Origin of the sequence: Microcoleus sp. PH2017_34_RAT_O_A, assembly GCF_020737885.1 — a bacterium.
Classification (GTDB): Bacteria; Cyanobacteriota; Cyanobacteriia; order Cyanobacteriales; family Microcoleaceae; genus Microcoleus.
Map to the genome: position 1 here is coordinate 25,698 of NZ_JAEQDD010000071.1, position 13,862 is coordinate 39,559.

Genomic DNA, 13,862 nt, shown 5'->3' on the forward strand with positions numbered 1-13,862 from the left:
TTGTCAGTGCTCGGTAGTTATTCGTCATTAGTCTACGCCGGCGGGCTTCGACTGTGCTGTCCGAGAATTTATTCGGGAAAACTTTTCATACCATACTAATTAAGATTTGTCAAGACTATTGTGGTAGATATCAGCAAAAACGAGCGATCGCCCTTTCGATCGATGTCTGCTGTGGGATGAGTAACATTCTCAATCAGAGAATGAGGTATGCTAGAAACATCTAACAGCGCAAAAAGCACTTAAGTTTAGAAAGACTTTACATAAAAAAGGACAACTTTAGCAAGTCTTTAAACTATCTTCAAGGATAATCTACCGCAAAAACTCACAGCAACGAGATAATTAAAATAGGGAAAAGATATCGGCCTAAAAGACTTAGGTGCAATTCCAATTCGCACGCCGCAGCACGGCCCGCCGGCAACTGATAGAGCTGTATTTCTAGCAGATGCGGTTTAAGGGAATTTGTGCAGTCGAGCGATCGCCAGAGCAAAATCAGAAAAATATAGGCAAACTCAATCAACATGAGCTACTGCGTAAATCCGGGCTGTCCACATCCTCAAAACCCTCCTGACTCTATTCTCCAGTGTCAGACCTGTGGTGCGCGGTTATTGCTGCGCGCTCGCTACCAAGTCATTGAACCTTTAGGACAAGGAGGTTTTGGAGCTACATTTCTGGCAAAAGACATCTCTTTGCCTGGTCAACCGAGTTGCGTGGTCAAGCAACTCCGACCCAGTAGTTCGTCGCCGCGAGTTTTAGAAATGGCGCGGGAATTATTCAAGCGAGAAGCGAAAACCCTCGGCCAACTCGGCGATCACCCGCAAGTGCCGAGGCTGTTAGATTATTTTGAAACCGAACAGCAATTTTACTTAGTTCAAGAGTATGTTAAAGGCTCGACTTTGAAACAAGAAGTCAAACAATCAGGGCGTTTCAATGAATCAGATGTTAAAAATTTTCTATTAGAAATTCTCTCGGTAGTGCAATACGTCCACAGCCAAGGAGTAATTCACAGAGACATTAAACCCGCAAATATTATTCGCCGCGCTCAAGACAATCACTTGGTTCTGATTGATTTCGGAGCGGTTAAAGACCAAGTTAGCCAAACAATATTATTAGACCCCGCCGACCAAAGCGCCAACACGAAATTTTCAGTTGGTACGTTTAGTTTTGCTCCCCCCGAACAAATGGCGCTGCGGCCGATATTTGCCAGCGACATCTACGCCTTGGGCATGACTTGTTTGTATTTGCTGACAGCAAAGTCTCCCAAAGATTTAGATTTTGATGCGGTAACTGGCGAAATTGTTTGGCAGCCCCACGTTCAGGTGAGCCCAAATTTTGCGCGGATTCTTGAGAAAATGCTCAAGCCCATGGTCGGCCATCGCTTTCAATCGACAGGAGATGTCGTCAAAGCTCTGAATGGCGAATTTGAAGACGCAGATCTTTGCAACGGCTTGACAACTCAATTCAACGCAGGTGGCCGCACGGTTGAAGAACCAACGATATTTAATAGTGATGCTACTTCGTTGCCTTCGCCCCAGATGAAAAACGATCGAGATTTGCGATCGAAGCAAAGCATCCGCACTAGAACTTCCTTCAGTCAATCGGGAAATACAGGGATGCAGCCGAGAGTTTCCCGGACTTTGGCTGAGTCTGGCAGAACTTTCGGAACTGCGGCCTTGTCCAATGGCAATTTAGCAGGACAAAAGGTAACGAAAGCGGTTGTAAAGTGGGAAAGTAACAGCTTGCGAGCGGCATATTTTAAAGGTAAACGCGATTTTGCTGACTGCGAACTGTCGGGTTTGCAATTGCCAAAAGCGCAGTTGGCGGGGGGAAATTTTTATCAGGCTAGGTTGGTGAAGGCAAATTTGCAAGCAGCGGATTTGTCGGGGGCGAATTTGGGCCACGCGAGGTTGGTGAAGGCAAATTTGCGATCGGCAAATTTGACTGAAGCTTATTGCAGCACTGCTAATTTTGAAGGTGCGGATTTTCGAGGTGCTGATTTGACGGGCGCTTATTTGAGCAAGGCGAATTTGCGGGGTGCGAATTTGTGCGGCGCGAATCTAACTGACGCTACAGTTACTGAGGAACAACTCGCAAGTGCAAAGACAAATTGGTTGACTACTAAGCCCGATGGTAAGCGGGGTTTTGGATTTTAATAGAAGGAAGAAGGAAGTTCGGCAACGGATTCTGTAGCGGATGTAACGGATGTAACGGATGGAAGTCCGATCGAAGTTGTAAGAAGGAAGAAGGAAAGAAGTAAGGAAGAAGGAAAAAGGAATATTTTCCTAATCTCTCTCAATCTCCTCCAATCTTCCCCAATCTCCCCCTCTCCCCCAACTGTCAACTGTCAACTGTCAACTGTCAACTGTCAACTGTCAACTGTCAACTGTCAACTGTCAACTGTTGAACCCTTCCCCCAGTCAGGTGATTCGTCTGGAGGAAGCTCGATCGCCCAAATTCGCCTAAATTAAAAAATAGCAATGGAGGATTCGATCGCACAAAAAATGAAACTGCTCAACCGCCGGACTCGTCCCCTTCTGCACGCCAGCATCCTGGCCCTGGCCTACTTTGTCACCGGAAAACTCGCAGCGTCCGTACTGGGACTGGTAAAAGCCGAAGCCTCCCCCGTGTGGCCACCCGCAGGTATTGCTCTGGCGGCAGTGCTGCTACAAGGGCGACGGATGTGGCCGGGAATTGCCCTCGGTTCGGTACTGTTAAACTCTACCTTCGCCGCGGGTATACCCTCCGCCGTGATTGTGACATCCGCTTTTAGCGTCACCCTGCAAGCACTGGCTGGGGAGGCTGTGCTCGCGCGGATCGGATTTTGTACTAAGCTCGATCGACTGCGAGATGTTCTGGGTTTGGTGGCGGGCGCTGTCATCGGGTCTACTTTGCTCGGTTCTGCACTCGGCAACTTGGGTACGTGCTTTTTTGGTTGGGCTCAGTGGAGCAATTTCTCTCGCAACTGGTGGACTACGTGGCTCGGAGACGGCATGGGAATTTTAATTGTCACGCCAGTGTTGCTGACTTTACACCACGCTATTAAAAGTTTTAAATCTCCCATAAATCCTCCGATTATTACTGACTTTTTATCATTGTTTAACTGGCTAAAGTGCCAATTGCCAGTTGCTAATTATGAATCATCAATTGCTAATTATCAATCGCTAACTGCTCATTATTTAACTATATCAAATAAAGCCAGAAATCGCTATAATATTATATTTTTAATTTCTGATTATTTAGAAGCACTCATTTTATTTGTTCTGCTGTTGAGCGTGAGTTGGCTAGTTTTTTGTTGTAAAACAAAGGGGGCGAGTGCTCTTTATCCGCTGGAATATTTGCCTTTTCCTTTCATAGTTTGGGCTGCCCTGCGGTTTCAACAGCAGGGAGCAATTTTTGCTTATTCGATCGTCTCTTGCATCGCGATTTTGGGAGCTGTGCAGGGAGGCGGCCCGTTTCTGGTCAAAAGCGAAAATTTGCAACAGGCGGTTTTATTTTTACAAGCTTTTACTGCTACGATCGCCATTGTCGCCCTGATGTTGGCTGCTGCTGTCGCTGAACGCCAGCAAGCTCTGGTTGAGGTACACCGAACCGCGGCCATGTTGCGCGACGCTCACGCTAGTTTAGCTAACGCTCAGCGCATCGCTCAATTGGGCAATTGGGATTTAAATTGCGCCGCCGTCGCCACAACTACAAACTGTGCAGAAGCCGCAGCACATCATATATCCAATATCGAATTGCGGTGGTCGGATGAACTTTATCGCCTCTTGGGTTTGGCTCCGGGAACTGTGAAACCAACACCAGAAGTTTTTTTGCAGGCGGTACATCCAGATGATAGAGAATTGGTGGCGCGATCGCAATGTCAAGCGATATTTGAGCGCAAATCCTATTGCATTAACTATCGAATTGTACTCGCCGACGGCTCTGAGCGCACTGTCTGCGAACAGTCGGCAATTAATTCTAACGTCATCGCCGCCACAGTCCAAGACGTTACCGATCGCCACCGCACAGAAGCGGCTTTGCGAACATCCTCGGAGCGCGATCGGTTGCTCTCAGAAATGGCCCTGAGAATTCGCCACTCCCTCGATCTCGAAGCAATTCTCAACACTACTGTTGCCGAAGTCCGGCAATTTTTCAAGGCAGACCGGGTGTTCATCGGTATTATGGACGGAGGCGGGGCAAATTTGGCTAGCCCGGCGCGCGGCAAAGTTGTTGCTGAGTCTGTCGCTGTGGAATGTCCTTCTCTTATAGGATGGGTGCTCGCTGACGAAAGTTTTATCGAAAAGCAGAAAGCTTTTTATGCTAACAACCTCGTCCGAGTAGTCTCCGATACTGCTACGGTGCAAGTCAGCAACATCATTGCCAAATTGTACAGCGACTATCAAATTCGGGCGACCTTAACTGTGCCGATCTTCCTCGGGGAAGAATTGTTCGGGATCTTGGCCGTCAACCAGTGTTCTGGGCCCCGCCAGTGGCAAGAATTTGAAATTGATTTGTTAGAAAAACTGGCTACCCAAGTCGCGATCGCCCTCTCTTCAGCCCAACTTTTGCAGCAAGTAAAAGATCTCAATGCCAACTTGGAATCTCAAGTGGAGGAACGCACCCGCCAATTGCAGCAAAAAATGCACGAACTGCAAGAAAGCAACCGCCTCAAAGATTTATTTTTGCACGCAGTTTCTCACAATCTCCGCACTCCAGTTATGGGAATGTTAATCCTGCTGAAAAATTTGCTCAACAAATCGGCCTCTGACTCTCTAGAGCATATTGCGGTTTCTCGATCGATCTTGAAGCGGATCGTTGAAGCTAGCGAACACCAGTTGAGAATGGTTAATGCCTTACTCGACGCTCACGCTAGCGAAGTTCAAGGTATTGTCCTAAATACAGTACCGCTGCATTTGCAGTCTTTAACTTCCGCAATTGTTGCTGAGTTAGAACCAATGCTGGCAAAAAATCAAGCAACTTTGACTTTGGAAATACCCGCAGATTTGCCACAAGTCAATGCCGACAGCAAACACTTGCAGCGAGTTCTGGAAAATCTCCTAACCAATGCTATCAAGCACAATCATCCGGGAGTCAATATAACTTTTAAAGCCGAGGTAATTGAAGTAGAAAAAGCACTGATTTTTGCAGAAAATACACAGGTTTTCACCTCCCGAAATAATTTCGTCGCCCGCTGTATCCCTAACCTGTCATCTGCTGCGGGCGATCGCACGGGGATGTTCGACACCCCAAAAAATCAAGAAACCCGGGCCAAATTTCACCTCGACGGCAGTTGCCAACTGCCCCGCTATCAGGGTCAAATTGGGAATACAGGTGGCAAATTGCCCGATGTCACCGTAAAAATGGTTCGCTGCACTGTAACAGACAATGGAGTCGGAATCAGTGCTAGACAGCGGGAATCTCTGTTTGAACTTTACGTTCAAGACCCCAATAGCCGACAATTAACAGGGCTGGGTTTGGGGCTTTACCTCTCCAAGCAAATTATCAAAGCTCACGGCGGCTTCATCGGCGTCGAAACCACTCCCGGAGGTGGCTCGACTTTCTGGTTTTCGCTACCGACTGTCAGTCGATTTTAGATTTTAGATTTTAGATTTTAGATTTTTAATTTACTTCACAGATGAATGTGGGAGGTTTAACTCTTAGTCTAAAATTTTGATTTCTCCACGACAACAGTCGGGCGCTTGTATCCGTTTGAGCGCGGATTCAATTCTGACAATCGCTATTAACCCAATTATTCAATCTTCAATTATTGAGTCTTCAATCTTCAAATCTTCAATGCTTCAATCCAAAATCCAAAATCCAAAATCCTACAGCGGTTCTCAAAAAAAGTGAGGTATGCGGGCAATACCTATGCCCTATGCCCTATGCCCTATGCCCTATGCCCTATTCGTACCTCATGTTAGTGAGAAAGGCTATATGTTTTATCCTGGCCATAAAAAATCAGTTCAGGCGTTAACGGTTTACGAGGTGTGGCGCGATCGCTTCCTGCGAGATCGGCTGAGCCCTGCTGTCCGAATTGCCATCTTTTTTGCCTTCACAATAATTGTCTATCTTCTGGGCGAAGCAATCTTCGCTCCCCGGGAATTTAAAATTGTTTATTTGTACACTAGCGCTGCTATACAATTTGGCTTGCTGACTTGTTTGGTGTTGCAAAAAACCTCGATCGGAAAACGCTATCCCGGTTTACTATTTTTGGGTTTTTCGTGGTCGTTAACAGTCGTTGTACAGCTTGGATTAGCCGCTGCAAAAATCGGAGACTTACCACTTTTAACTTGGAGTTTAGCGTTTCTCACTCAAGCGACACTGATGCCCGTCCGCTGGCGCCTTCACCTGATTTCTCAGCTCGGCGTTTTGTTCTGCCACGTTGGCATAAATTTAATTTTAAATCTAAGTTTTGCTAAGTATACTACTTTTCGGCTGAGCGGGTTTTACTTATATTTGTTTTGGTTTTGTTTGATCTGCGATTTGTCGGTTTATTGGTACGAATGCCTGCAACGGAAAGAGTTTAGTACCAGGCGCGAGTTGGAATCTGCTTACCAGCAGTTGGAAGTGGCTGAAGCGAAGTACCGCAGCATTTTTGAGAATGCCGGCGAGGGAATTTTTCAAAGCACTCCCGAGGGGCGCTACATTACGGCTAATCCAGCTTTGGCGCGGATTTACGGCTGCGATTCCCCCGAAGAAGTGACGGCAAAGTTTACTGATATTGAGCGACAGTTGTATGTCGATCCTGTACGCAGAAATCAGTTTTTGCGATCGATCGAGCAAAGCAACACAGTATCGGATTTTGAGTCGCAAATTTATCGCTCAGACGGCAGTATTGTCTGGATATCGGAGAAAGCGCGGGTGGTACGGGATAGCAGCGGCTCCGTGCTTTATTATGAGGGTTTAATTGAGGATATCACGCAGCGCAAACAGGCCCAAGAATCGCAGCGGCTGTTTATTCACGCTCTTTCACACGACTTGCGAAATCCGGTAGCGGGAATGTTAATGGTGCTGAAAAATTGGAAGACAAAAACGGGGGATTCGATCGCAATTCCCCGTTCTGTTTTGGAGCGGATGATTCAAGGTAGCGAGCAGCAATTGCGGTTAATAAATTCGCTGTTGGAAGTTCATGCTGGGGAATTGCGCGGTTTGGTTCTGCACTGCACAGGAGTAGATTTGAGAGCGCTAGTGAAAGCTTCGGCGGCTGATTTGGAGCCTTTAATCAATGATGCTCAAGCTACTTTTACAAATTTAGTGCCAGATGATTTGCCCGCAGTGAATGCTGACTATACTCAGTTGTGGCGCGTTTTCTCTAATTTAATTTCTAATGCTTTGAAACACAATCTTCCCGGACTAAATTTGAAAATTTTTGCTAAAGTAATCCCTAGGGGAAAAAATATCATAAATCAAAGTGAATCGAAACCAGATATCGATAAATTACCAATGCCCCATTCCCAATTCCCAATTCCCCATTCCCCAAGTATGATTTACTGTACCGTTGAAGATGACGGAGTGGGAATATTGCCGGAACAGTGCGAACATCTTTTTGACCTTTACGTTAGGGGCAATCAATCCAGACACTCCGTCGGTTTGGGTTTGGGCTTATACCTGTGCAGGCAAATTATTGGCGCTCACGGCGGGCAAATTGGGGTAATTAGCAGTCACGGTAAAGGGGCAATTTTTTGGTTTACTTTGCCCCTAGCTGAAAATAGCCGATGATTTTTTTGTATTTTTAACTACATTTGAGCGGGGATAATTTTTTTGTATTTTTAAATACATTTCATTGTTGGGTTTGATTGTATTATATCCGTTTAGCTCGGGTGCAGAAAAATCTGTCGATCGCACTATTGATGTTAATTTCAAGCAGTGGTAAGATCGCCGGAACATTTTCCAATTTTTTTTGTTCGATCTTCATATTTTATTTATAAAAATTATTTAATCTAGAAAATCCCTAAAACTAGAGAACAGAACTGCAATTTATGTTTGCCGAGAACTGCTCAGAAAATACAGATCAAAACGATCCAGCGAGGTACGACTCAGCCAAATATAACGAGCGGTCGTTCTCAACTTTAATTCGGGCAATCCGTCTTTCCCAAGGTTACTTTTCTTTCGTTTTAGTCCACTGCAACTCCCTGGCTTTGCGGCAGCAAATAGTCGATCGCCTCCAAGCAACTTGCACCCAGAAACCGCAGCAACTGTTTGTGCCAAAATCGGCGACATCTCTCTACACGACAATCGCAGCAGAAGTAGACAGCGCAAAGCCTCCAGCTTTAATGATTCTCGGTTTGGAGTCAGTGGAGTCGATCGATCGATTGCTAAGTTCTACCAATCTAGTATGCAGCGAGTTCAGCAAAAAGTTTTCCTTTCCCATCGTCTTTTGGGTAACAGATGAACTTCTCAGAAAAATCATTCGCACCGCCCCAGATTTATACAATCGGATGACAACAATTAGATTCATTAGTTAGTAGTCATGGGGCATTGGGCATTGGGCATTGGGCATTGGGCATTGGGCATGGGGCATTGGGCATTGGGCATTGGGCATTGGGCATTGGGCATTGGGCATTGGGCATTGGGCATTGGGCATTGGGCATTGGGCATTGGGCATTGGGCATTGAACTGCGACCAAGAATTAGTACGTTCTTAATTGCTGAAACCCTTAATTTTCTTCCTTCTTCCTTCTTCCTTCTTCCTTCTTCCTTCTTCCTTCTTCCTTCTTCCTTCTTCCTTCTTCCTTCTTCCTTCTTCCTTCTTATTTAAATTCTGCTTCCCAAATCAAAACTAATTCCCGCGCCGCCTCAGTACCCTCAGCGGGAAAATCGGGCAAAAAGTCTTTATCCGCCGCCACCTCATAGGGCCCTTCCTTGAACTCCAAAATCACAGTATCCGCAGCCAAAGCTACCAACGTGTGAATAGTGCCCTCTGGAAGTTCCACAGCGCGAGTGGGCCCGGTTGCGCTAACTCGGAACGATCGCAAAATTTGACCGTCTTCGTTCAAAATCAGAATACCCACTTCTCCTTGAATCACGACAAAAAACTCAAAACCGTTAACTTCCGGGGCGCGCAGGTGGCGGTGAGGGCGCACGTAAGTACCCATTTGCAGCACGTTGACAAACCGCTGCACCTTTTCTGACAAATCGTGGAAATTGTAGTTTTGTCGCCCGCGGGGATTGCTGCGAGAGGAAGCTGCAACTTCGTCTAGCAATTCTTGCGTCAAACACTTAATCGGAGAAGGCTGCACAATAGATATCCTGTATTTAATAGTTTTTGAACAAATCGGCTAGGCTGAGATCATCTTTACCAGCATTTCTTGAGATATGAAAATCGCAAATCAGGTGCGTATCACTAAGGCAATGCGTTTGTCAAGTATTTTTAGAACAAGTATTAGCCCGATCGCCCTTTTGATTATTTTACTCTGTACCAGTAAGGTTTCTGCATCCCAAGCGAAGGCTGGGGGACTGTTAATTCAGCAGGAATTGCCCCAGCAGCAACTCAAAGACGAAATTCGCGATCGAGTTCAAGAAGAAGTGGACATTGCTTTTGGGCGCACGGGCCTGCTGCTAAATGGGTTGGTAATTGCCTTAACTTTGTTTCCGACAGCAGCCGGAGTCATTGTTTGGTTTTTGTTGGGCAAATTGTCCAAGCAGACAACAATTGCTCGCCAAGAAATCGAAAGTCTCCACTACGATACCATCTCTCAATTAAAACTATTAATTTCCGATGCTGAAAGTATCTTAGGTGAAATTCAATACCAAAATCACCCAGCAGATGTAGAAACAGATTTGTTATTACCGGATGCCCAAATTCAAGAATTTGCTCCGGTTAACTACGGCAATTATCAACAGTTATTGACGGCAGCCGACTATGCCAAACAGGGAGATGCTTGTTTCTTTGAAAATCGCTATGAAGATGCGATCGCAGCTTACAATCAAGCACTGCAAATTCAGCCGGATTTAGCCGATACTTGGAACAATCGGGGAGTTGTGCTCACTCGAATGCAGCGGTATCCCGAGGCGATCGCATCCTACGAACAAGCTACCACAATTCGCCCGACCTATCCCGACGCTTGGAACAACCGAGGCGTGGTATTGTTGGAGTTGCAGAAGTACCCGGAGGCGATCGGCTGTTACGAACAAGCCATCCAAGCTAAACCCGATTACGCCGACGCTTGGAACAACCGAGGCGTTGCGTTTTCCAAAATGCAGGAATACGAACAAGCAGTAATTTCGTACAATCAAGCCCTACAAGTCAAAAAAGATTATACTGACGCTTGGAACAATCGAGGCGTGGCACTGTCCAAATTGCAAAAGTACGAAGCGGCGATCGAGTCCTACGACAATGCTGCTAAAATTCGACCTGATTTTTACAGAATATGGTACAATAAAGCCCGATGTTATGCGCTCCAAGGTAAAATTGATTTAGCAATTGAAAATTTAAAGCGCGCCCTGAATCTCAATCCGAATTTGTGCAAAGAGTTGGCAAAAACTGAAGTTGATTTAGAAAAACTTCGCGAACATGATGCGTTTAAACAGTTGATCGGTTAATTGGGCATTGGGCATTGGGCATTGGGCATTGGGCATTGGGCATTGGGCATTGGGCATTGCCCCGCGCAGGGCATTGGGCATTGGGCATTGGGAAGAAGGCCTTCCCAGGGCCGAAAAGCATTGGCCTTCCCAGGGCATCGGCCTTCCCAGGGGATTGGGCATTAGGAATTTAGAAATTGGTAATTGTTAGCAATTAACTAATAACTAATAACTAATAACCGATGCCCGATGCCCGATGCCCGATGCCCCATGCCCGATGCCCTATTCCCTATCCCCTACAAATATTTCTGCAATAGCAAACCCATTTTCTCCTTGGTTGCGGGAGGTACTTTGTCCAGTGGAGTCAGAATTGCATATTTCAAAGCGGAATGTGCCTCAGAAACAGGGGGATTTTCGGTTAGCCTCCGCACAGTTTCTTGAATTACTTTTTGGGCATTTTCCGCATTGCGGTGCAAGTTGGCGATTACCATTTCTACTGTTACGCTGTCGTGTTCTTCATGCCAGCAGTCGTAATCGGTAACTAATGCTAAAGTTGCGTAGGCAATCTCTGCTTCTCTGGCTAATTTTGCTTCGGGTAAATTAGTCATCCCGATGACTGTCGCATCCCAACTGCGGTAAAGATTTGATTCTGCTTTTGTGGAAAATGCGGGGCCTTCCATGCAGACGTAGGTGCCGCCGCGATGCAGGGAAACGTCGGCGAGGTTCAAGGATTCGATCGCGCTTACCAACACTTTAGCCAATTCGCCGCAAATCGGATCGCCGAAGGTGATATGACCGACTATTCCTTCTCCGAAAAATGTAGAAGCTCGATTTTTTGTGCGATCGATAAACTGATCTGGCACTACCATATCTAAAGGTTTGGCCTCTGTTTTTAGGGAACCAACCGCCGACGCTGAGATTAAATACTCAACTCCTAGACTCTTCATGGCATAGATATTTGCCCGATAGGGGACTTCCGAGGGCAAATAAGTGTGATTGCGGCCGTGTCTGGCCAAAAATGCAACGGGCGTACCGTCTAAGGTTCCCACAATGGCTGCATCAGATGGCGCGCCAAAAGGTGTATCGATTTTTACCTCTTCAACATCCTTGAGGGCTTCCATTTTATACAAACCGCTGCCGCCGATAATGCCGATTTTTGCCTGTGCCATTTTACCCTCTGCCTCAGTTTTACAACATTGATTCTATCGAGCTATTGTTAAGTTTGCGTTAAAATAATTTAATTTTTATAGCGATTGCGATCGTTTATACACTGTTTTGTCACAAGATATGTATGATCTGAATCACAATGTATCTTTACAAAATCTTTAAAAATAAAGGTACAGGGTTCTGTTATCTATTTTCAGGGTGTTAAAAAAATGACAGTCAGTTCTGCTAGCGTACCTAAGATCGCGATCGAGGCGATCGTCCAACGAATCTTTGCTTTCCGCCAAATTACGCCTCTCGACAGGCGGCTGCTGAAGTCTGCAATGCTTTCGACAAACCGTCTCAACGAAAAGGATCGGTGTCAGATTAACCGAGTGCATCAGGGCATCCAAGATGGATTGATTCTGGTTGTGGAATAGATAGACTTTTAAAAAGGGTGCTTCAGTCTGTATCTGCTGGCAGTTATTTTCGGGAGATCATCTGATTTTGGCGATCGAATTTTGAAATCAAAAATAAGATAATTTCCGATAGTTTCATTTTTCCGCAGCTAGAAAGGGCGATCGTTTTGTTAAAGTTTTACTGGCTGCGGATGTCCAGGATTCGGCATTAACTATTGCGAGTTAAAATTTAGCAGCCAAAAGTGTTTGTAGGGTGTGTCGCTATGAATAATCCCTAAAAAAGATTCAAAATCTCGTAGCGACGCACCGACAAGATTTGAGGAAACAACCTCTGTTTTGCTCGGTACCACAAAATTTGGTGCTTAGCAAATTTTTTTCATGCTTGTAAGCTGTACCGCATTTAATACGATTTTTGGAAAAAGATTGCTACACAATAAATGTTTGGTTTGTTTATCAAAAATTTATTGTCAATATAAAAAGGTACGTTGTTGCGCTTCAGCGCTCTTTATCTATATATCTAAAGAGGGCTGAAGCCCAACAACGTACCTTAAAGATTTAGGATTGGTATTATTAATTAAAATTTAGCAGCCAAAACCCTGTATAAGTCATGCCGCTATCATCGGGCTGGACTAGGAGAAAATGCAATCCTTTACTCGATTGTTTGCGCTGTTGGTAAGTTTCGGCGGCGGCTTTTACTTCGCTATCTTCAAAGGTGGCGACAACCCATCGATCGGCTAATCCAGCTTCCAATATCAATCCGTCGGGAGCTCCGGCGATATAGTTCAAGGCGAAGGGTTTGGCTTCCTGAAGCCATCTAGCTAAGCGCATTGACTGTCGCCCGCCGTCAATTACAACTCCGGGTACGGCTACTGTTGAGGCTAAACCCAAGTTCAGGGGTAATAGAAATTCTGGCATTTCTAAGATTGGGATGGGACGCCCTTGGATGGCTTCTAGGATGTCGCCCGCCGGTAGGGATGCAAAACGCCAGGTATCGCCCCAGAGATTTTCGGGTAGGGGGATGGGTGGAGGAGTTTCTAGGTCGATCGCCCGATAAGCTTCATTAGTATAATTAGGCAGACTGGAATATTCTCGATCGCGTTGTTGCAGCAGGGTTTTGAGGGCGGCGGTGCGCCGAGTTGCTTCTACTTTGACGCCCAAAACTTTGCCCGCAGCTTCGATTAAACTGAGAGATTGAGGTCTAAATACTTGGATGATGTCGGGCAATTTCTGGGTTTGAACTTGCTGGAATTGGGCGGCTAGCCAATGGGAGTTGGCTTCCGACTGCCGGCAAAGGGCGCTAAATTGAAATGTTTGTGCGGAGTCGCAGATGAGGAGTTCCCACAATGGTTTGCCGGTTTCGTCTCGGAGAGGGCGGCGGTAGAAATCGGCTTGCCAAATACGCATGGGAATTAAAAAATCAAGTCAAGTTGACTCGATTATTTTAATCTGGTTTGGATTCGCGATCGGGATTTTGCGGTTTTCTCGCGGGGGCTTACGTTTTACCGCCGTTTCAAGCCCTAGACAGGGAAATATGGGTTTTCCGGCACTGGCGGTATTTTCGCCTGAATCTTACAAGGATCGTTTCAATCCCTGATAGGGATTTATGGGTTTTCCGGCTCAGAAGTCGCGGCCCCGGAATTCCTAGAAAGTGGCTACGTTTCAATCCCTGATAGGGATTTATGGGTTTTCCGGCTTGGAGTGCCTTTAACCCACATTCCGCAGATATTCGATCGGATTTAATTTCAAAAGAATTCAGAATTCTCAAAACCTCAAATAATTGCTCTGCAATCATTTGAGGCTTTTT

General features: G+C 45.9%; 12 protein-coding genes. 7 read left to right on the forward strand and 5 right to left on the reverse strand.

Going from position 1 to position 13,862, the window contains the following annotated elements:
* Positions 1–95: 95 nt before the first annotated feature.
* On the reverse strand, positions 96–239 hold the full coding sequence (locus JGK11_RS21935) for a hypothetical protein (RefSeq protein ID WP_293196495.1): 144 nt from the start codon (positions 237–239) through the stop codon (positions 96–98).
* A gap of 279 nt (positions 240–518) precedes the next feature.
* On the opposite strand from JGK11_RS21935, the gene JGK11_RS21940 reads away from it, so the two are divergent.
* The 5 genes from JGK11_RS21940 (at position 519) to JGK11_RS21960 (ending at position 8,620) form a co-directional block, all read left to right on the forward strand.
* Complete coding sequence (locus JGK11_RS21940) at positions 519–2,150, forward strand: serine/threonine-protein kinase (RefSeq protein WP_293149884.1); 1,632 nt, start codon at positions 519–521, stop codon at positions 2,148–2,150.
* A 324-nt stretch (positions 2,151–2,474) separates the two neighbouring features.
* On the forward strand, positions 2,475–5,570 hold the full coding sequence (locus tag JGK11_RS21945; protein WP_293212866.1) for an MASE1 domain-containing protein: 3,096 nt from the start codon (positions 2,475–2,477) through the stop codon (positions 5,568–5,570).
* A 274-nt stretch (positions 5,571–5,844) separates the two neighbouring features.
* Positions 5,845–7,695, forward strand: a complete 1,851-nt coding sequence (locus JGK11_RS21950; RefSeq protein WP_293212868.1) for a PAS domain-containing sensor histidine kinase — start codon at positions 5,845–5,847, stop codon at positions 7,693–7,695.
* A gap of 260 nt (positions 7,696–7,955) precedes the next feature.
* Positions 7,956–8,441 (forward strand): hypothetical protein, encoded by a 486-nt coding sequence (locus JGK11_RS21955; protein ID WP_293183451.1) that lies wholly within the window; start codon positions 7,956–7,958, stop codon positions 8,439–8,441.
* A 5-nt stretch (positions 8,442–8,446) separates the two neighbouring features.
* A complete protein-coding gene (locus tag JGK11_RS21960) occupies positions 8,447–8,620 on the forward strand; it encodes a hypothetical protein (RefSeq protein ID WP_293212870.1) in 174 nt (57 codons plus the stop codon).
* Between the two features lie 105 nt (positions 8,621–8,725).
* Here the strand turns inward: JGK11_RS21960 and JGK11_RS21965 are convergent, their stop codons facing one another.
* The gene (locus JGK11_RS21965) at positions 8,726–9,214 is read right to left on the reverse strand and encodes a WbuC family cupin fold metalloprotein (protein WP_293196490.1); all 489 of its coding nucleotides are present in this window, start codon (positions 9,212–9,214) and stop codon (positions 8,726–8,728) included.
* A gap of 76 nt (positions 9,215–9,290) precedes the next feature.
* Between JGK11_RS21965 and JGK11_RS21970 the strand changes: the two genes are divergently transcribed.
* Positions 9,291–10,517, forward strand: coding sequence for a tetratricopeptide repeat protein (locus tag JGK11_RS21970; protein WP_293183447.1), 1,227 nt, complete (start codon positions 9,291–9,293; stop codon positions 10,515–10,517).
* Between the two features lie 275 nt (positions 10,518–10,792).
* Here the strand turns inward: JGK11_RS21970 and JGK11_RS21975 are convergent, their stop codons facing one another.
* Positions 10,793–11,665, reverse strand: a complete 873-nt coding sequence (locus JGK11_RS21975) for an S-methyl-5'-thioadenosine phosphorylase (RefSeq protein ID WP_293189903.1) — start codon at positions 11,663–11,665, stop codon at positions 10,793–10,795.
* 207 nt (positions 11,666–11,872) lie between these two features.
* On the opposite strand from JGK11_RS21975, the gene JGK11_RS21980 reads away from it, so the two are divergent.
* Entirely contained in the window at positions 11,873–12,079 is a 207-nt protein-coding gene (locus JGK11_RS21980) for a hypothetical protein (protein ID WP_293149903.1), read from the forward strand.
* 549 nt (positions 12,080–12,628) lie between these two features.
* On the opposite strand, the gene JGK11_RS21985 is transcribed toward JGK11_RS21980, so the two are convergent.
* Positions 12,629–13,462, reverse strand: coding sequence for a Tab2/Atab2 family RNA-binding protein (locus JGK11_RS21985; RefSeq protein WP_293212872.1), 834 nt, complete (start codon positions 13,460–13,462; stop codon positions 12,629–12,631).
* A gap of 106 nt (positions 13,463–13,568) precedes the next feature.
* A partial coding sequence (locus JGK11_RS21990) for a hypothetical protein (protein WP_293212874.1) occupies positions 13,569–13,862 on the reverse strand: 294 nt, incomplete at its 5' end.

Bases quoted from the DNA above. Each gene is read 5' to 3' on its own strand.
- JGK11_RS21940 (WP_293149884.1), top strand. From the start codon at position 519: ATGAGCTACTGCGTAAATCCGGGCTGTCCACATCCTCAAAACCCTCCT.
- JGK11_RS21945 (WP_293212866.1), top strand. From the start codon at position 2,475: ATGGAGGATTCGATCGCACAAAAAATGAAACTGCTCAACCGCCGGACT.
- JGK11_RS21950 (WP_293212868.1), top strand. From the start codon at position 5,845: ATGCCCTATGCCCTATGCCCTATGCCCTATGCCCTATTCGTACCTCAT.
- JGK11_RS21955 (WP_293183451.1), top strand. From the start codon at position 7,956: ATGTTTGCCGAGAACTGCTCAGAAAATACAGATCAAAACGATCCAGCG.
- JGK11_RS21960 (WP_293212870.1), top strand. From the start codon at position 8,447: ATGGGGCATTGGGCATTGGGCATTGGGCATTGGGCATTGGGCATGGGG.
- JGK11_RS21970 (WP_293183447.1), top strand. From the start codon at position 9,291: ATGAAAATCGCAAATCAGGTGCGTATCACTAAGGCAATGCGTTTGTCA.
- JGK11_RS21975 (WP_293189903.1), bottom strand. From the start codon at position 11,665: ATGGCACAGGCAAAAATCGGCATTATCGGCGGCAGCGGTTTGTATAAA.
- JGK11_RS21980 (WP_293149903.1), top strand. From the start codon at position 11,873: ATGACAGTCAGTTCTGCTAGCGTACCTAAGATCGCGATCGAGGCGATC.
- JGK11_RS21985 (WP_293212872.1), bottom strand. From the start codon at position 13,462: ATGCGTATTTGGCAAGCCGATTTCTACCGCCGCCCTCTCCGAGACGAA.